General features: G+C 64.5%; 16 protein-coding genes. 8 read left to right on the forward strand and 8 right to left on the reverse strand.

Translation table 11 applies throughout. The annotated features are described in order from the left end of the window. Positions 1-175: 175 nt before the first annotated feature. Positions 176-994 (reverse strand): MurR/RpiR family transcriptional regulator, encoded by an 819-nt coding sequence (locus tag DQW91_RS03900; protein ID WP_112662206.1) that lies wholly within the window; start codon positions 992-994, stop codon positions 176-178. A gap of 318 nt (positions 995-1,312) precedes the next feature. Between DQW91_RS03900 and DQW91_RS03905 the strand changes: the two genes are divergently transcribed. The 4 genes from DQW91_RS03905 to DQW91_RS03920 all read left to right on the forward strand — a co-directional run bounded on the left by DQW91_RS03905 (position 1,313) and on the right by DQW91_RS03920 (position 5,539). Continuing rightward, positions 1,313-2,251, forward strand: a complete 939-nt coding sequence (locus tag DQW91_RS03905) for a sugar ABC transporter substrate-binding protein (protein ID WP_112662207.1) — start codon at positions 1,313-1,315, stop codon at positions 2,249-2,251. A 68-nt stretch (positions 2,252-2,319) separates the two neighbouring features. Next, positions 2,320-3,459: an ABC transporter permease gene (locus DQW91_RS03910; protein ID WP_112662208.1), complete on the forward strand. Its 1,140-nt coding sequence runs from the start codon at positions 2,320-2,322 to the stop codon at positions 3,457-3,459. Further along, entirely contained in the window at positions 3,459-4,244 is a 786-nt protein-coding gene (locus DQW91_RS03915) for an ATP-binding cassette domain-containing protein (RefSeq protein WP_112662209.1), read from the forward strand. The genes DQW91_RS03910 and DQW91_RS03915 overlap by 1 nt, the downstream gene beginning before the upstream one ends. Positions 4,245-4,402: 158 nt before the next feature. Then, positions 4,403-5,539, forward strand: coding sequence for a Gfo/Idh/MocA family protein (locus DQW91_RS03920; RefSeq protein ID WP_112662210.1), 1,137 nt, complete (start codon positions 4,403-4,405; stop codon positions 5,537-5,539). A gap of 15 nt (positions 5,540-5,554) precedes the next feature. Here the strand turns inward: DQW91_RS03920 and recQ are convergent, their stop codons facing one another. Both recQ and DQW91_RS03930 read right to left on the reverse strand, forming a co-directional pair. Beyond that, entirely contained in the window at positions 5,555-7,357 is a 1,803-nt protein-coding gene (gene recQ, locus DQW91_RS03925) for a DNA helicase RecQ (protein ID WP_112662211.1), read from the reverse strand. 31 nt (positions 7,358-7,388) lie between these two features. Beyond that, positions 7,389-8,618 carry a TIGR03862 family flavoprotein gene (locus DQW91_RS03930; protein ID WP_112662212.1) on the reverse strand — a complete coding sequence of 410 codons (1,230 nt, stop codon included), beginning with the start codon at positions 8,616-8,618 and terminating at the stop codon, positions 7,389-7,391. A gap of 153 nt (positions 8,619-8,771) precedes the next feature. On the opposite strand from DQW91_RS03930, the gene DQW91_RS03935 reads away from it, so the two are divergent. Then, positions 8,772-9,236 (forward strand): CAP domain-containing protein, encoded by a 465-nt coding sequence (locus DQW91_RS03935; RefSeq protein ID WP_112662213.1) that lies wholly within the window; start codon positions 8,772-8,774, stop codon positions 9,234-9,236. 12 nt (positions 9,237-9,248) lie between these two features. Here the strand turns inward: DQW91_RS03935 and DQW91_RS03940 are convergent, their stop codons facing one another. After that, complete coding sequence (locus DQW91_RS03940) at positions 9,249-9,833, reverse strand: NUDIX domain-containing protein (protein ID WP_112662214.1); 585 nt, start codon at positions 9,831-9,833, stop codon at positions 9,249-9,251. A 99-nt stretch (positions 9,834-9,932) separates the two neighbouring features. Then, a complete protein-coding gene (locus DQW91_RS03945) occupies positions 9,933-10,208 on the reverse strand; it encodes a hypothetical protein (RefSeq protein WP_112662215.1) in 276 nt (91 codons plus the stop codon). A 185-nt stretch (positions 10,209-10,393) separates the two neighbouring features. Between DQW91_RS03945 and DQW91_RS03950 the strand changes: the two genes are divergently transcribed. Continuing rightward, a complete protein-coding gene (locus DQW91_RS03950; protein ID WP_245410884.1) occupies positions 10,394-11,347 on the forward strand; it encodes a DMT family transporter in 954 nt (317 codons plus the stop codon). On the opposite strand, the gene DQW91_RS03955 is transcribed toward DQW91_RS03950, so the two are convergent. After that, a complete protein-coding gene (locus DQW91_RS03955; protein WP_112662216.1) occupies positions 11,292-12,266 on the reverse strand; it encodes a hypothetical protein in 975 nt (324 codons plus the stop codon). The two genes, DQW91_RS03950 and DQW91_RS03955, sit on opposite strands and share 56 nt — an antisense overlap. 185 nt (positions 12,267-12,451) lie before the next feature. Between DQW91_RS03955 and ribA the strand changes: the two genes are divergently transcribed. Together ribA and DQW91_RS03965 are read left to right on the forward strand one after the other, a co-directional pair. Continuing rightward, a complete protein-coding gene (ribA, locus tag DQW91_RS03960) occupies positions 12,452-13,567 on the forward strand; it encodes a GTP cyclohydrolase II RibA (protein ID WP_112662217.1) in 1,116 nt (371 codons plus the stop codon). Positions 13,568-13,679: 112 nt separating this feature from the next. Next, on the forward strand, positions 13,680-15,374 hold the full coding sequence (locus DQW91_RS03965; RefSeq protein WP_112662218.1) for an L-lactate permease: 1,695 nt from the start codon (positions 13,680-13,682) through the stop codon (positions 15,372-15,374). A 69-nt stretch (positions 15,375-15,443) separates the two neighbouring features. On the opposite strand, the gene DQW91_RS03970 is transcribed toward DQW91_RS03965, so the two are convergent. Together DQW91_RS03970 and DQW91_RS03975 are read right to left on the reverse strand one after the other, a co-directional pair. After that, positions 15,444-16,613, reverse strand: coding sequence for a M20 aminoacylase family protein (locus DQW91_RS03970; protein WP_112662219.1), 1,170 nt, complete (start codon positions 16,611-16,613; stop codon positions 15,444-15,446). A 42-nt stretch (positions 16,614-16,655) separates the two neighbouring features. After that, the gene (locus tag DQW91_RS03975) at positions 16,656-17,879 is read right to left on the reverse strand and encodes a peptide ABC transporter permease (protein WP_112662457.1); all 1,224 of its coding nucleotides are present in this window, start codon (positions 17,877-17,879) and stop codon (positions 16,656-16,658) included. Between the last annotated feature and the right edge of the window lie 100 nt (positions 17,880-17,979).

A 17,979-nucleotide genomic window follows, 5' to 3' on the forward strand; every position in this document is an offset into this window, starting at 1 on the left:
ATTTGTATGAGATGGCCGGGCTCGTCCCGGCCATTTTTGCGTCGGCATGAGCGAATGAAAGGCTGCTCGCCCACCTCCCCCTTGGGGGTGAGGGGGTGCGTGATCCGGGGGACTTGTAACCCCTCACCCTCGCTTCGCTCGACCTCTCCCTCAAGGGAGAGGTGGCGGGCAGTGCCTACCCCTCCGCGCGCTTCTCCGCCGTGCCGACGGCGAGCGCCATCGCGAGTGCGAAGGAGGCTGCGAGGGAGCGGAAAGCGGCGAAATCGGCTTCCGCGACTTCGAGCCACACATCGGCGCTCGTGACCAACGGGCTGAAAGCTGAATCGGTGATGGCCACCACCGGGATGCCGCGCCGCGCCGCCGATGCCGCGAGGTCGGCCGTCACCGGCGCATAGGGCGTGAAGCTGATGGCGAGAACCGCATCCCGCTCGCCGGCGCTCGCCAGTTGCTCAGGCCCGAGCTGGGCGATGTGGTCGATCAGGATCGCGCGGATGCCGAGCTTGCCGAAGGCATAGGCGCAATAGACGGCGATGGGGAAAACGCGCCGCGCGCCAAGGAGGTAGATCGTATCAGCCTTGGCGAGCGTGTCGATGGCGCGGGAGAATTCATCGAGCCGCACCGATTCCCGCATCCGGTCGAGGGAGAGGGCGGCGGCCTCCGCGAAGCCTTCCAGAAGGGAGGCGGCGTGGTCGTGGTGCCCTTCCGTCTCACGTAAGGAGCGCAGGCGCTCGCGATAATCGGGAAAGCGCTCGCGTAAGCGGTCGCGGAAAATCTGCTGAAGGTGCGAGAAGCCGTCGTAGCCGAGGCTCTTGGCGAAACGGATCAGGGTCGAGGGCTGCACGCCCGCGTGCTCGGCGATCTCGGCGACCGTGCCGAAGGCAACCTCTTCCGGGTGCTCCAGGGCGAAGGCGGCGATCTGCTTGAGACGCTTCGGCAGGGTCTCGTGCCGGCTCGCAAGCAGGCTGCGCAAACCCTCGTAATCCGCCGGTGCCATACTCAACGCCACGTCCTTTGCCCCCGTTGTCCTGTGTCGCTTCGCCCTACCTTAGATGTGGTGAACGGGATCTTGACATCCTGTTTCAGGAAATGGAACAAATATTCCATAAATGAAAAGAAAAAGATCCGCCTATTCCGTTTTAACGGTGGATGGATCGGCAGAGGAAACGTCGCGACGCCACGGGGTCGAAAGGCTGGCCCCGCTGCCTCTTTCCTCCTGCCCAACTCGTCGTGCGGCCCTCGCCGCAAGCGACCGCCGGATGCGCCGGAAGCGCGCCGTCGTTCGAACGAAGAGAACCCTATGGGAGGAAAACCAATGAAGTCGTTCGTTACCGGTCTCGCCGCCGCAGCGGCTATGACCCTCAGCCTCGCCGTTCCCGCCATGGCGCAACAGCAGGGCCGCATCATCGTCGTCAGCCACGGCCAGGCCAACGACCCGTTCTGGTCGGTGGTGAAGAACGGTGTGACGGCGGCGGGCAAGGACATGAATGTCCAGGTCGATTACCGCGCCCCCGAGACCTTCGACATGGTCGCGATGGGCCAGCTCATCGACGCTGCCGTGAACCAGAAGCCCGCCGGCCTCATCGTCTCGATCCCCGACGCCTCGGCGCTCGGCCCGTCGATCAAGAAGGCGGTGGCCGCCGGCATTCCGGTGATCTCCATGAATTCCGGCTCGGACGTCTCGAAGGGCCTCGGCGCGCTGCTGCACGTCGGGCAAGACGAAGTCGATGCCGGCCGCGCGGCGGGTGCGAAACTCAAGGAAATGGGCGGAAAGGTCGGGCTTTGCGTCAATCACGAGGTCGGCAACGTCTCGCTCGACATGCGTTGCAAGGGCTTTGCGGAAGGCTTCGGCGGCAAGGTGACGGTGCTTCCCGTCTCCAACGACCCGGCGGATGTGCGCGCCAAGGTGAAGGCGGCTCTTGCCGCTGACGGCACTATCGACACGGTGATGGCGCTTGGCGCGGCGCTCGCGGGCGAGCCCTCTGCCGCCGCCGTCAAGGAATCCGGCAAGTCCGGCGTCCGCGTGGCGTCCTTCGACATGTCCGCCAATTTCCTCAAGAGCATCGCAGCCGGTGAGGCCGCCTTCGCGGTGGATCAGCAGCAATACCTGCAGGGCTACCTGCCGGTGGTGTTCCTGGCGCTCAACGCGAAATACGGCCTGATCCCCGGCGGCAACGTGCCCTCCGGCCCGAACCTCGTGACGAAGGACAAGGCCGCTCAGGTGGTCGATCTTTCCGCGAAGGGCATTCGCTAAAAATGACCCGCGTGCCCGCGCTCAAGTCGCGGGCACGCTTTTTCGGTTGCGTTTGAAGGAGGCGCTCCATGACGGACATTTCTCATGTCGCGGGCCACACGCCTGCGGAAGAGATCAAGAAGATCCAGGACGAGCGGCTGAGGGAAGTTTCCTTCATCACAAAGGTCATGCGGCGCCCGGAACTCGGCGCGCTGGCGGGCCTCATCCTCGTGACGATCTTCTTCATCGCCACCGCCGACCCGTCGATGTTCACCCTGGCGGGCATGATGAACATTCTCTCGCCCGCCTCGCAGCTCGGCATTCTCGCCATTGCGGCGGCGCTTCTCATGATCGGCGGCGAGTTCGATCTTTCCATCGGTTCGATGGTGGCGTTCTCCGGTCTGATCTTCGGCTCCTTCCTCGTCATGACCGGCTGGCCCCTGCTTCTGGCCATCGCAGCGACCTTCGTCGTTGCGGCGCTCCTCGGCGGCCTGAACGGGCAGATCGTCATCCGCACGCGGCTGCCGTCCTTCATCGTCACGCTCGCCTTCCTGTTCATTCTGCGCGGCCTTTCCCTCGTTGGCCTGAAATGGGCGACGGGCGGCTCGACGCAGATGCGCGGCATCGGCGATGCGGCGGGCGAGGGCATCGTGCGCGAGATCTTTTCCGGCAATGCCTTGGAGGGTCTGTTCTCATGGCTCGCCGCGCATGACTACATCGCGAAATTCGCGAACGGCGTGCCGACGGTGACGGGCATTCCCGTCTCCATCGTCTGGTTCGTTCTCTTTGCCCTTGTGGCGACATGGCTGTTGCTGCGCACCCGCCTCGGCAACTGGATCTTCGCCGTCGGCGGAGACGCCAACGCCGCGCGTAATTCCGGCGTGCCGGTGGATCGGGTGAAGACGGGCCTCTTCATGCTCACCGCCTGCGCGGCAACGCTCGTCGCCATCCTCACCGTGCTCGATGCGGGATCGACCGATTCCCGGCGCGGTTTCCAGAAGGAGTTCGAGGCCATCATCGCGGCGGTCATCGGCGGGTGCCTGCTCACCGGCGGCTACGGCTCTGCCATCGGCGCGTTCTTCGGCGCCATCATCTTCGGCATGGTGTCCATCGGCCTCACCTACACCCGCTTCGACTCCGACTGGTTCCAGGTTTTCCTGGGGGCCATGCTGCTCCTCGCGGTGCTGTTCAACAACTTCATCCGCAAGAAAGTGACGGGAGAACGCTGATGTCTAGCCAAGCTCCACTCATCGACGTGCGCGATGTCGTCAAGCATTTCGGCTCCGTCATCGCGCTCTCCGGCATCTCGATGACCGTCAATCGCGGTGAGGTGATGTGCCTTCTCGGCGATAACGGCGCGGGCAAGTCCACGCTCATCAAGACCCTCTCCGGCGTCCACAGGCCCACGACGGGCGAGTATTATGTCGAAGGCAAGCTGGTGGACTTTACGAGCCCGCGCGATGCCCTCGATGCCGGCATCGCCACCGTCTATCAGGATCTTGCGATGATCCCGCTCATGTCGGTGACGCGCAATTTCTTCATGGGTCGCGAGCCCATGAAAGGCGTGTGGCCCTTCCGCTATGTAGATTTCGACCATTGCGCTGAAGTGACTCGGGAGGAGATGCACAGGATCGGCATCGACGTGCGCGATCCCAACCAGGCCGTCGGCACGCTCTCGGGCGGCGAGCGGCAATGCGTGGCGATTGCGCGTGCGGTCTATTTCGGCGCAAAGGTGCTGATCCTCGACGAGCCGACCTCGGCGCTTGGCGTCGCGCAGACTTCGATGGTGCTCAAATACATCCATCAGGTGCGCCAGAAAGGGCTCGGCGTCATCTTCATCACGCACAACGTGCGCCACGCCTATGCGGTGGGTGACCGGTTCACGGTGCTCAATCGCGGCAAGACACTCGGCACCTACGGCAAATCAGAAATCGCCATCGACGAATTGCAGAACCTCATGGCGGGCGGCAAGGAATTGCAGGCCGTGTCGGAGGAACTCGGTGGGATGGTGTAGCCGCTTCTCGAATGGCGTTGCCCTCATCCTGAGGAGGTCGCGAGAGCGACCGCCTCGAAGGAGGATCCAGCGCACACGAAAACTCCTTCGAGACGCAGACTGCGTCTGCTCCTCAGGATGAGGGCGGTGGATTTGTCAGGAATTCAGGAGAATGGCGCATGAAATCTCTCGGCGTCGGCCTCATCGGCACCGGCTACATGGGCAAGTGCCATGCGCTTGCCTGGAATGCGGTCGCTTCTGTGTTCGGGGATGTTCCGCGTCCGCGTCTCGCCATGCTGGCCGAGGCTTCGCAGGAACTTGCCGAGACAAAGGCGCGCGAACTCGGCTTCGAGCGCGCGACAGGTGACTGGCGTTCTCTCGTCGCCGATCCCGCCGTCGATGTGGTGTCGATCACGACGCCGAACGCTTTTCATCCCGAGATGGCGATTGCGGCGTTGGAGGCCGGAAAGCACGTCTGGTGCGAGAAGCCGATGGCAGTGAGGCTCACTGACGCGGAGCGCATGCTGGCTGCGGCACACGCCTCGGGAAAGGTCGCGGCGCTCGGCTACAACTACATCCAGAACCCCCTCGTCGGCCTCATGCGCCGGGCGATCGAGGAAGGCCGCATCGGCACCGTCAACCACGTCCGCATCGAGATGGACGAGGACTTCATGGCCGATCCGGAGGAGCTTTTCTATTGGAAGAGCGAAGCGACGTCCGGCCACGGCGCTCTCGACGATTTCGGGGTCCACGCGCTGAGCCTTCTCTGGGTCCTCTTCGGCGGTGTCGCGCGCGTGTGCGGCCACATGGCGAAGCCTTATGTGGATCGGCCGCTGAAGAATGGCGGTCGCCGCGCCGTCGAAACCTACGACATCGCCACGACGATGCTGGAACTGGAGAACGGCGCGTCCGGCATCATCTGCCTCAACCGTTCCGCCTGGGGCCGCAAGGGCCGCATCTTCGTGCAGATCTTTGGATCGAAAGGCACGCTCGTCTATGATCAGGAGCGCATGAACGAGGTGCAGCTTTATGTGGCGGAAGGGGCGAGAGAAGAACAGGGCTTCCGCACCATCCTCACCGCCCCGCATCATCCGCCTTACGACAAGTTTCTTCCAGCGCCCGGCCACGGCCTCGGCTTCAACGAATTGAAGATCATCGAATGCCGCCAATTGATCGGGCGCATTGCGGGAGAAACGGCCCGGCTCATCGACTTCGAGAATGGTATCCGCATCGAGCGCACGGTGGATGCGATTGCGCGCAGCGCCCATGAGGGGCGTTGGGTCGAGGTGAGGAGGGATAGGGTGCTTACGGGTTGATCTGGAACGGCGGTGCTATGCCGCGTGTTCCTTGATCAAATCCAGAAACGCATCCGCGTAGCGTTCCAGTTTCGCCTGCCCCACGCCGTGGATCTCGCCAAACCCGGCTCGCGATGTCGGCTTCTTCGCGGCCATGTCGATGAGGCTGCGGTCGGAGAAGATGACGTAGGCCGGAACGGCCTCCTCCTTCGCGAGTGTCGTGCGCAGGCCTTTCAGCGCGAGAAGTAGCGGATCGTCTCCCGGCACAACGGCGTGGGCTTCCATTGCCGTGCGCTTGCGGCGGCGCTCGCGCGGTTGCATCAGCACATCAGAACGAAGCTCGATCCGCTCCTGCCCGCGCAGGACGGCATCGCCCGCATCGGTAATGGTCCAGCGCCCGTATTCGGAGAGTTCGAGCGCCACGAGACCGGCGGCGTAAATCTGGCGCAGGAGCGAGCGCCACTCGGTCTTCGAGCGATCCTTGCCGACGCCGAAGGTTTTCAGCTTGTTATGGCCGAAGCGCAGAACCGCATCGGTCTCTTCGCCCATCAATATGGTGATGAGATGCTCCGTGCCGAAGCGCTCGCCGGTTCGGGCAATGGCGGAAAGGAGCTTTTGCGCCTCAACGGTGCCGTCGAAGGACATCACGCCGTCGATGCACAGATCGCAATTGCCGCACGGTTCCGTTGTCTCGCCGAAATAGGCAAGAAGCGTCTGGCGGCGGCAGCGCGGCGCTTCGCACAACGCGACGAGCGCGTTGAGGCGCTGGCGCTCGATGCGCTTCTGCTCGTCGGAGGCGTCGCTGTCCTCGATCTGCGAACGGCGCAGGCGCATGTCGTCGAGGCCGTAGAGGGTCAGCGTATCGGCAGGCGCGCCGTCGCGCCCCGCGCGGCCGATCTCCTGATAATACGCTTCGATGGATTTCGGCAAAGCCGCATGGGCGACGAAACGCACGTCCGGCTTGTCGATGCCCATGCCGAAGGCGACGGTCGCGACCATCACGATGCCGTCTTCCTGCAGGAAGATGTCCTGGTTCTTCGCGCGCTCTGCCTGCGGCATGCCGGCATGATAGGGCAGCGCGCGGTAGCCCGCCTGGCTTAAAGAATCGGCGAGCTTTTCCGTCGCGTTGCGCGAGGAGCAGTAGACGATGCCGCTTTCGTGCCGGTGCTTGTCGAGAAAGGTGAAGAGCTGACGCCGGGTCTGCTCCTTCGCCTGCATGGCGAGGCGAAGGTTCGGCCTGTCGAAGCCGTGGATGAATGCGCGCGGCTCGCGCTCGAAGAGGCGCTGCGCGATATCCTCGCGCGTCGCCACGTCGGCGGTGGCGGTGAGCGCGATGGTCTGCACATTGCCGAGGCGCTGGCGCACCTCGCCGAGAAGCGCGTATTCGGGGCGAAAGTCATGTCCCCATTGAGAAACGCAGTGGGCCTCGTCGATGGCGAGGAGGCTGACGCCGGAGCGGGCGAGCCATTCTGTCGTGCCCGTATTGGCGAGGCGCTCGGGTGAGGCATAGAGAAGCCGCATCGTCCGGTCGCGCACCGCATCGACCACGCGGCGATTCTCTTCCGCGTCGTTTGCGGAATTCAGGCTCCCCGCCTCGATGCCGAAATGGCGCAGCGCCGCCACCTGATCGCGCATGAGGGCGATGAGCGGCGAGACCACGACGGTAAGGCCTTCCCGCGCGAGCGTCGGCAGCTGATAGCACAGCGACTTGCCCGCCCCGGTCGGCATGATGGCGAGAACGTCTTCCCCGGCGAGCACCGCGCGGACAATCTCCTCCTGCCCCTCACGGAAGGAGGAGAAGCCGAAGACGTCATGCAGGATTTTGCGGGGATCGCTCACGATTCTCCTGTGGCCGAGCCGCAAGATTCGGTCAATCGCGTGCTGGCATCAGGTGGTTGAGAACGCCTTTTGCCGCAGCGATTCCGGTGGCGAAGGTGGCCTGCAGGAGATAGCCGCCGGTCGGGGCCTCCCAGTCCAGCATCTCGCCCGCGGCGAACACGCCAGGGAGGCGGCGCAGCATCAGGTGCTCGTCGAGCTCATCGAGGGCGATGCCGCCCGCCGAGGAAATCGCCCGTTCCAGAGGTTTTGCGCCCGTCAACACGAGCGGCAGTGCCTTGATACGGCGGGCCAACGCCTCCGGCTCGGTGGGCAAGGGTTGTCCGCCTTCGCGCAACAGGGCGACGGCGAGCGGCCCCAATCCCGCCGCCTTGCGCAGGAAGGTGGCGGTCGATTGCCCCTTGCGCGGCGTCGCGAGCCTTTGCGCCAGCGTCGCGAGGGAAACATCGGGCCGCAGATCCGCCAGAAGCGTTGCCTGCCCATCGCGGGCGATGGCCTCGCGCAAGGGCGCGGAGAGGGCATAGATCGCGCCGCCCTCGATGCCGTCCCGGGTTATCATGGCCTCGCCGCGCAGGGTCTTGCCGTCGAAGGTCAGTGCTAGGGGCTTCAGCGGCTCACCCGCGAAACGATCCCTGAGATAATCCGACCAGGAAATGGTGAAGCCCATATTGGCGGGCTGCAGCGGCGCGACGGCGATGCCCTGCGCGGTCAGGGGCCGGACCCAGCGTCCGTCCGAGCCGAGGCGCGGCCAGCTCGCGCCGCCCAGCGCGAGGATCGTCGCATCGGCCTTCACGCGCAGTGATTCGCCCCCGTGAGCGAAGACGAGGCGGCCTTCCTCATCCCACCCTTGCCATTCATGGCGCAGGGCAAAGCGCACGCCGTTCCGCTCCAGCCGGGAAAGCCAGGCGCGCAAGAGCGGGGAGGCCTTGAAGGCCTTGGGAAAAACCCGCCCGCTCGTGCCGATGAAGGTTTCCTGTCCCAAGCCCTCGCTCCATGCCCGCAAGGCTATGGGGTCGAAGGCTTCGAGGAGCGGTTTCAGGCGCGGCGCGGCCTTGCCATAACGCGTGATGAACCGAGAAAATTCCTCGCTGTGGGTCAGGTTCAGGCCGCCGCGACCGGCCATGAGGAATTTTCGCCCGACGGAGGGCATACGCTCATAGACCGTGACTTTGAGCCCCGCTCCGCTCAAGATCTCCGCCGCGATCAATCCGGCGGGTCCGCCGCCGATCACGGCAACGTCGTAGGTTGAGGGGGCTTCGGACATGCGATGAGCTGACGCGGATCTGTTTATGGACGTAGCTTGGCTGGCGTGCCATGCAACGTCCTTCGAACGGGAGGGTCCTTGCATGACCGCCCGGACCGTCTTTTTCAAGAGGAGCGGCGATTCTTAAAGCCGCCATTGCCTGAAGGGGATTTTATGAGACATCTGTTATTATGCGCTCTTGCGGCGCTGGCGCTCGCGGGTTGCGCCTCCCAATCGTCGCTCCCGACCACCCACAAGGTTCTCGCCAGCTCGACAAAGGATGCCTACGCGGCTGCAAACCTGATCTCGGCCTACCGCGCCTCGCGGGGCTTGAGCGCGGTCACGGTCGATTCGCGCCTCAACGAGGCGGCGGAGCATCAGGCGCGGGTCGTGGCCGGAGCGGGCAAGCTCAGCCATGGCGATTTCAGTGGGCGCATGGATGAGTTCGGCATTCGCGGCTATTCCGCCGAGAACCTCTCCGCCGGTGGGGAGAATCTGGAAGGCATCATCGTGCGCTGGAAAAACTCGTCCGGGCACAACAGCAATCTTCTGATGCCGCAGGCCCGCAAGATCGGCTTTGCCCGCGCCAATTCGGACGGCGGCTACGGAAGCTACTGGGCGCTCGTGCTCGGGCAGTAAGGCGCGCCGCGATCAGCGCTCCATCAGGCCTGCGAGCTTGATGTGCTGGAGCAGCATGATCGTCTTGCCGTCGATGATCTCGCCACGGCGGATCATGGAAAGAGCGTTGTCGAGGGTGGTTTCGATTACGTCGATGTCCTCACCCTCCTCGCTGTTTCCACCGCCGCTGCCGATCCGGTCTGTGGGCGCGTAGCAGGCGATGAAGAACACGAGCTGCTCGGTCACGCTGCCGGGGCTCATGAAGACCTCGAACACCCGCTGCGGCTCGCGCAGGCGATAGCCCAGCTCTTCCTCCGCCTCGCGCATGATGCAGGTTTCGGGGTCGTCTTTGTCGAGGAGCCCCGCACACGCCTCGATGAGCGGCTCGGAATGGCCGTTCACATAAGCCGGCAGGCGGAACTGGCGCGTGAGCAGAACGGTGCCGCGGGCCGGATCGTAGGGTAGGATCACCGCGCCGTTGCCGCGATCGTAGGTCTGCCGCACCTGGCTTTCCCAGGTTCCGTCCCGGCGCAAATACTCGAAGCGATGCTTCTTCAGGATCGCCCAATCGTCCGACAGGATTTCGGAGGTGTGATTGCGGATATGCGGATGGGTCATGGACAAGAAGCCTTCGTTCACTGCCCGGAGTGAACAGTGGGGCGCGGCGCGGTGCACCCTCAAAAAATTGGATAGTACTCGTTCGCAGACGAAGAGCACTCAGTTCAAAGCTGACGAGATGAGAAGCGCCATGCCGGTGAACGACGAGGCGAGCGCTACGATCAGCGCCCAGCAATGCAGCCGGTCGGGCTCAAGGAGGATCAGCATGGAGCGCGTGCGCACGCTACGCTCTTCCAGCCCCGCGCCGCGCTTGCGGTCGACGGGCGTGCCCACATGCACGAAACGGATGGTGCTTTCCGGCAGGGGCCGTCCTTTTCGCCTGTCGGCGGGCCGAATCGAGACGGCTTGGTGGTGGAGGGTGCTGGTCGGGCGCATGGTTTCAGGAGCGGTGGTGTTCTTGCGCAGCCAGTCTTGGACCCGGGGTGTGAACGGGAGGTAAAGCGCCCGCGAGACCTGAAATCGCGGTAAATCAAACCTTTCCGGCAAGCCGCAGAAAACGGGTGGCGCTCCCGGACCGGATAGGCGACACAAGGGCTCGAAAGCATGGCCCGGTGATCCGCATGACCTCTACTGTCCGCTCCACCATGAACGCCCGCGACTGGGCGATGCTCATTATCCTCTCCATCGTCTGGGGCGGCTCGTTCTTCTTCGTCGGCATCGCCGTGAAGGAGCTGCCCCCCTTCACCATTGTGGCTTTGCGGGTTTCCATTGCTGCCCTGGCTTTGCTCGGCGTACTGCGCATCATGGGCCTGCCCTTCCCGCGCGAGCGCCGCGTGTGGGCCGCGTTCCTCGGCATGGGGATCTTGAACAATCTCATCCCCTTCCTTTTGATCGTGTGGGGGCAGCGGCACATCGCCAGCGGGCTTGCATCGATCCTCAATGCGACCACGCCTCTTTTCACCGTGATCGTCGCGCATTTCCTGACAAGCGACGAGCGCCTGAGCGGACGCCGCCTGGCGGGCGTCATCGTCGGTTTCATCGGCGTCGCGGTGATGATCGGGGGAACGGCCTTGCAGGCGCTGAACGCGGACGTGCTGGCGCAGCTCGCGATTCTCGGCGCGGCCATCTCCTATGCCTTTGCCGGCGTGTTCGGGCGTCGCTTCAAGGTCATGGGCGTGCCGCCTTTCGTGACGGCGGCCGGGCAGCTCACCGGGTCGAGCCTGCTGCTCGTTCCCATTGCGCTCCTGGTCGATCAGCCCTGGACCCTGCCCGCGCCGCATCTGGGCACCGTTTTTGCGATCCTCGGCCTTGCTCTCGTCTCGTCGGCTTTCGCCTACATTCTCTATTTCCGGCTTCTTGCAAGCGCAGGGGCGACGAATACCGGCCTTGTCACCTTCCTCATCCCGGTGAGCGCGATTCTCTTCGGCGTGCTCTTCCTTGGAGAGGTGCTGCAGCCCAAGCACTACATCGGCATGGCGTTGATCGGCGCAGGGCTGCTGGTGATGGACGGGCGCGTTCTCAAAGCTTTGGCGCGGCTTTCGGGTGCGCGTCCTTTGCCGGGCGGAAACGGTTGAACACCATGTCCGGGGCGCTGGTGTTGTGCCGTGAAGGCACGAGGCGGCCCGCCCAGACATCGGTGGCGCGAGCATTGCGGAAATCCATGATCCGTTCCTCACGCCAGGCCTTGGCTTTTTCCTCCCGCACGGCGAGGCGCGCCACGTCGGCATTGAACTCGGTCACGTACATCGAGCGAAGCGCTGCGAAGGGTTTGTCCTTCACCGCCTGATCGAAGGTGACGTCCAGCGTCATGCGCTCGTCGTCGAGGGTCTTGATGGAAACCGTGGCCTTACCGCCATTGGCGAAGGTCAGCGTGAAGGTCATGGTCCTGGGATCGAAGGCGACGTCCTTGAGGTTTACCACCGGGCGCTGATCGAACTCCACCGGCCCGACCAGGAACGAGGAGCCGTAGGCGCTCCAGCCCAGATGCTGCGGCGGCAGCGGGCGGATGCGCCAGTAGCCGTCGGCGGGGTAAAGCACCAGCACTTCCTCGACACGCTCGTTCCGGCGCACCCAGAGCTGCACCATGTGAAGATTGCGCTCGACCCTGTCGCCGATGCGCATGGTCACGTCGCTCGGCCGCCAGAACGTGGGGAATGAGAAGCCCGTCAGCCACATGTCGACGCTCTCGTAGAACGTCACCTTGCGCGGCGGCGACCCCTTGGAGGTCTCCTCGGAAATGTCCTCGCAGGCCGTCCAGTCCGGCTCCCAGCGGTCCTGCCTGAGGTTGCCGATATAGGCCGGGTGCACCGCCTCGATCTGGAAATTGTGCACCTCGGGCGAGGCGAAATTGATCGCCACGTTGTCCTTTTCCGCGCACAGGATGGGCTCGCTCGTGTTCGTCACGTCGACGGCGAGGCCATCGAGGGTGGCGGCGAAGGCCGGGGTGGCGGAAAGCCAGCCGAGGGCGGCAAGGAGGATGAAAGACTGACGCATCACGAAAATGGCTTCAAAGAGTGGACCGGGCACAAAGATCGCCGCAGAAATACTCCGGCACGGTCCCGGCGTCGAGCTTGGGCTTCGGTCATTGATGCGGCATGGCTGCCATCCCATCTGGGGTTAGGGTTCGCCGCCGGCCTGTGATAAGGTCCCTCTTCCAATTCGGTCCAGTTGTTCGATTGATGACGCCTCTTGCCTTAAATCCTTCCGGGAACCCCTCGATCGTGGCGGTCGAGCGGGCGATCATGGAATTTCGCAGCGCTCGCCCGGTCGTGATCGACGGTGATGAGTCTCGCGCGTTCGTGATCGGGGTGGAGGATCTCGACGCGGCGACCTGCCGGCAGATCGAAGCCGCGGCTAGCGGCAAGGCCCATCTCGTTCTGCCGCCGGCAAGGCTTCGCCGTCTCGGCATCGAACGGGCCGCGCCCGGCGTCGTGGCGCTGCCGGTCGTGGACCATGCGCGGATCGAAAACCTGGCCCTGAAGGTCGAAGGGCGGATCGACGCCCCCGTGAGCCCCGTGGGCCGCCTCGACGAGGAGGCGCTGGAGCTTGCCCGCCTTGCCCTCGTCCTGCCGAGCGTCATCGTCGTTCCCCTCGACAGGGAAGCTGAAATCGACCCCGCTCTCGTGCGCGTTTCGGGCGAGGCGCTGCGGGCCTACCGCCGCGCGCAGGCCGCCGATCTCAAGATCGTCAGCCGCGCGCCGGTGCCCCTCGAAGGTGCGCCGCAAACTGAGTTCATTGTCTTTCGCGGCGGCGAGGGCCTGCGCGATCAGGTCGCCATCGTCGTCGGTGCGCCGGATTTCCAAAAACCCGTGCCGGTGCGCCTGCACTCGGCCTGCCTGACGGGCGATCTCTTCGGCAGCCTCAAATGCGATTGCGGCGACCAGTTGCGCGAGACGGTGCGCTTCATGGCCGAGAACGAGGGCGGCATTCTGCTCTATCTCGATCAGGAAGGGCGCGGAAACGGCCTCGCCAACAAGATCCGCGCCTACAAGCTGCAGGCGCAAGGTTACGACACGTATGACGCCGATGAAGTTCTCGGTTTCGATTCGGACCAGCGCCGTTTCGATTTCGCGGCGGCGATGCTCAAGCAACTCGGCGTCGCTTCGGTGCGGTTGATGACCAACAATCCGGAAAAGATCAGCGCCGTCCGCGAGGCCGGGATCGAGGTCGTCTCCGACCATCGCGTCATCGGTCGCCGCACGGCGGAGAACGTGCGCTACCTCGCCGCTAAGCGCGACCGCGCGGGCCACTACATCGACCTTGAGGGCGCTCTGGCCTGCTCGAAGCCCGATTGAACGCGGTATTCTCCTCAAGTCGATATTGTCACATCGAAACACTCACCTAGCTCCCCCCGTGGCGGAGAGAGCGTTTCGGCCTGCCCGCCTCAACCGTTAGGGTTAAGGGGGAATGCCCATGTGGAGTCAGGTCTACGATCCATTCGGGAGCCCGGTGCTCTCGACACTCATTGCGACGCTGCCGATCCTGTGTCTTCTCGGTCTCATCGCCTTTGCCAGAATGCAGGCGCATCTGGCGGCGTTGCTCGCGCTCGTCGTTTCGCTACTCGTCGCCATCGTCGCTTTCGGCATGCCCACGGGCATGGCTTTCAGGGCCGCCGGTCTTGGCGCGCTCACGGGGTTGTTCCCCATCGGGTGGATCATCCTCAACGTCATCTTTCTCTACCGGCTCACGGTGGAGAACGGGTCGTTCCAGATCCTGCAGGACTCGATTGCCGGCATCACGGCGGACCGGCGCTTGCAGCTCCTTCTCGTCGCCTTTGCTTTCGGTGCGTTCTTCGAGGGTGCGGCCGGGTTCGGCACGCCTGTCGCGGTGACGGGGGCAATCCTCATCGGCCTTGGCTTCTCGCCGCTTGCGGCCTCCGGCCTCTCCTTGATCGCGAACACGGCTCCGGTGGCCTATGGCGCGCTCGGCACGCCCATCGTGACGCTCGGCGCGGTGACGGGCCTCGATCCCATCGCGCTCGGTGCAATGACGGGGCGGCAATTGCCGTTCTTCTCGCTGATCGTGCCGTTCTGGCTGATCTGGACCTTCGCGGGCTGGCGCGGGATGCTGCAGATCTGGCCTGCGATCCTCGTGTGCGGCGTGGCCTTCGCGGTGCCGCAATTCCTGGTCTCGAATTTTCACGGACCTTGGCTCGTGGACGTGGTCGCCTCACTCGTCTCGATGGGGTGTCTCGTCCTGTTTCTGAGGATCTGGCGTCCGACGCAGATTTGGACGAGCCCAAGCATGCGCAGCGGCGGCGCGCCCGCGCCGACCGCGCATCCCTCGCCGCTCGGTGCAGCCGCGACGCCGTCTCACCTTGGCGTCACGAAACACAGCGGCGGTGATGTGTTCAAGGCCTGGCTGCCCTGGATCATCCTGTGCGTGTTCGTGTTCATCTGGGGCACGCAGACCTTCAAGGATCTCGTCAATCCGCTCTACTTCCCGAAGTGGATCTTCGAGGGCCTGCACAACCTGGTGCAGAAGGTGCCACCCGTCGTCGCGAAGCCGACGCCGGAGGCCGCCGTGTTCGGCTTCAACATTCTCACCATGACGGGTAGCGGCATTCTCCTCGCCGCTATCGTCTCCGGCTTCGTGATGAGGTATTCGCCCTTGCGTCTCATTAAGGCCTATGGCGAGACGTTCTGGGTGGTGCGCTATTCGCTCATCACCATCGCGGCGATGCTCGCGCTCGGCACGCTCACCCGCTATTCGGGCGTCGATGCGACGCTCGGTCTCGCTTTCGCGCAGACGGGATTCTTCTATCCGTTCTTCGCGGCGCTCCTCGGCTGGCTCGGCGTGGCCTTGACCGGCTCCGACACGGCCTCGAACGTGCTGTTCGGCGGATTGCAGAAAATCACCGCGGGACAATTGGGCCTGTCCGAGATCCTGATGTGCGCTTCGAATTCGAGCGGTGGCGTCATGGGCAAGATGATCGATGCCCAATCCATCGTCGTCGCCTCGACCGCCACCAACTGGTTCGGGCATGAAGGGGAGATTTTGCGCTTCGTGTTCTGGCACTCCATCGCGCTGGCCTCACTCGTCGGCGGCCTCGTGATGCTGCAGGCCTATGTGCACCCGTTCACGGCAATGGTCGTGCACTGAAGCGTTGTGACAAAAAAACGCCGCCGGTGCGAAAGCCGGCGGCGTTTCTATTTTGATGTGTTGCTCACCTCAGCGGGCAGGCATTCCCGTCTCAATGATCTTGACCCAGAGCGAGACGCCGTAGGGCGTGGCACTGTCGTTGAAATCGTAAGCGGGATGGTGGCAGCCCGGCGTGTCGCCGTTGCCGAGGAAGATGTAAGCGCCCGGGCGCTGCTCGAGCATGTAGGAGAAATCCTCCGCGCCCATCATCGGCAGAACGCTCGTGTCGACGGCTGTGTCGCCGACGATGGCGCGGGCCGCCTCCGCCATGAAGACGGTCTTCTCGGGGTCGTTCACGGTCACAGGGTAGCCGCGATCATAGTCGAGCTTCGCGGTCGCGCCGAAGGCGGTGCAGACGCTTTCGATGATGGTGCGCACGCGCGCCTCGCTCAAGTCACGCACTTGCGGCGTCAGCGAGCGCACGGTGCCGAGCAGCGTGGCCTGGTGCGGAATGACGTTGTAAGCCTCGCCTGCCTTGACGGTGCAGACCGAGACGACGGCGGAATCGAGCGGGTCGACGGTGCGCGAGACCACCGATTGGAGCGCGGTGATGACGTGGCTCGCCACGAGAATGGGGTCCACCGAATTGTGCGGCTGCGCGGCATGGCCGCCTTTGCCTTCGATGACGAGCGTGAAGCGGTCGGCGGCGGCAGCGGTCGGGCCGGGGCGGATGGCGAAATGGCCGACGGGAATACCCGGCATGTTGTGCATGCCGTAGACCTCCTGAATGCCGAAGCGCTCCATCAGGCCGTCCTTCACCATGACATCCGCGCCGCCGCCGCCTTCTTCCGCAGGCTGGAAGATCACGATCGCGATGCCGTCGAAATTGCGCGTCTCGGCGAGATACTTCGCCGCGCCGAGCAGCATCGAGGTGTGGCCGTCATGGCCACAGGCGTGCATCTTGCCCGGCACTTTCGACTTGTAGGGAACGTCCGTCGCTTCCTCGATGGGCAGCGCATCCATGTCGGCACGCAGGCCGATGACTTTTTTGGAGCCGTTCAGGCGTCCCTTGATGACGCCGACGACGCCGGTGCGCCCGATGCCGGTGACGACCTCATCGCAGCCGAAGGCCTTGAGCTTTTCCGCGACGATGCCCGCCGTGCGGTGCACGTCGAACTGCAGCTCCGGGTTCTCGTGAAAATCACGACGCCAGCTCGTGATCTCGTCGGCAAAATCGGCAATGCGGTTTATGATGGGCATGATGAACCTTTTCGAGGCGGGAAGGGAGCGTAGGTGCGCCCGTCATGCCGGGTTGCGGGTCGGCACGAGCGGGCGCTCGCGGCGCAGGAAGGTCGCCTTCGGGCGCCGCGTGCGGAACTGGCCGCGCTCGATGGCGACGAACATGAGCATCGTCACCACGAGCGCCGTGAACCACCAGGCCTGCGCCGTGCCGATGCCGAGGCATCCCAGCGCGAAAGCCGAAGCGAAGGTCGCCATGATGCCGGGCACCAGCAGCGGCCGCTCGCCGACCGCACCCGTTGCGGACGTGTAGAGCACGATGGCGCTGGCGGCAGCGCCGACGAGGCCGAGTTCATACCACACCTCGAACAGGAACGTGCTGGGGGCGGAAGGCGCGAGCAGGCCGGCGAAGCGCCCGCGCAGGGCCGTTTCGAGCCCGTGCCCCGTCACCAGCCGAAGCGGCTCGTCGATGATCACCGAACGCCAGATGGCGAGGGAGGATTCGTGATCGAGCGGGCCCGCGAAAGGCTTGAGCAAGAACGGGATCGCAGGCGCGAGCAGCACGAGCCCTGTCATGACGAGAGCCGTGAAGCGCGCGCCGAAGGCGGGGCTGATCGCCGTCACGGCGAAGATCGCGGCGCCCGCGGCGAGGCCCTGCAGGGGCAGCGCGCCAGGCGCGAGCACGGTTGCCACCGCCACGGCGACGGCAAGCAGGATCGCTTCGAGATTGCGGTCGCGCGAATGCAGCCATGTGACGGCGGGCCAGGCGAAGAGGGTGAGAAGGGTCAGGCCGCGCTCGAAGTTTTGCTCGTCCAGATCCGTGTGCGGCATGCCGAGCAGGGGGACGATACTCGCCGCGATGGCCGCGACGGCGATGCCGACGGAGAGCATGTAAAGGTTCGCCGAGCGCATCCTGTCCGGCAGGGCGAGATAGCCGGCTGCGGCCAGCACCACCATGCCGATGAGGTTGAAGAGCCGCTCCGTGGCCTCGGGCAGGAACGGCGTCCAGATCAGTGACAGCGCCGTCCAGAGCAGGAGGACAAATCCCGCAATGCCGCCGGGGGAGCGGACAAGGCGGGCGAGGTGCTGGCGCGAGGCCCGCGACGACCCGTCGAGAAGGGCCGCCAGCACGAGAAGGATGATCGCGACCGGCCCGAGAATGACGATGGCGCGCCGCGCAAACAGCACGGCGACCGGTCCGACGAAGAACAGCAGCGCGAATCCGAGCCGCCGCAGGATCGCTGCGGCATCGCTGGAAGGGTCGGCCTGGGAAGGAATACGAGGCATCGGATGAAGCAAAATGGGTTTTAGAACGCGACTTCAATCGAGCGTAGAGGAGACGCGCTCTGAAAGCTGTAGGAGCGCTGCAACACTCCCGGGACCTTAT

The organism is Microvirga flavescens, assembly GCF_003290125.1.
Classification (GTDB): domain Bacteria; phylum Pseudomonadota; class Alphaproteobacteria; order Rhizobiales; family Beijerinckiaceae; genus Microvirga; species Microvirga flavescens.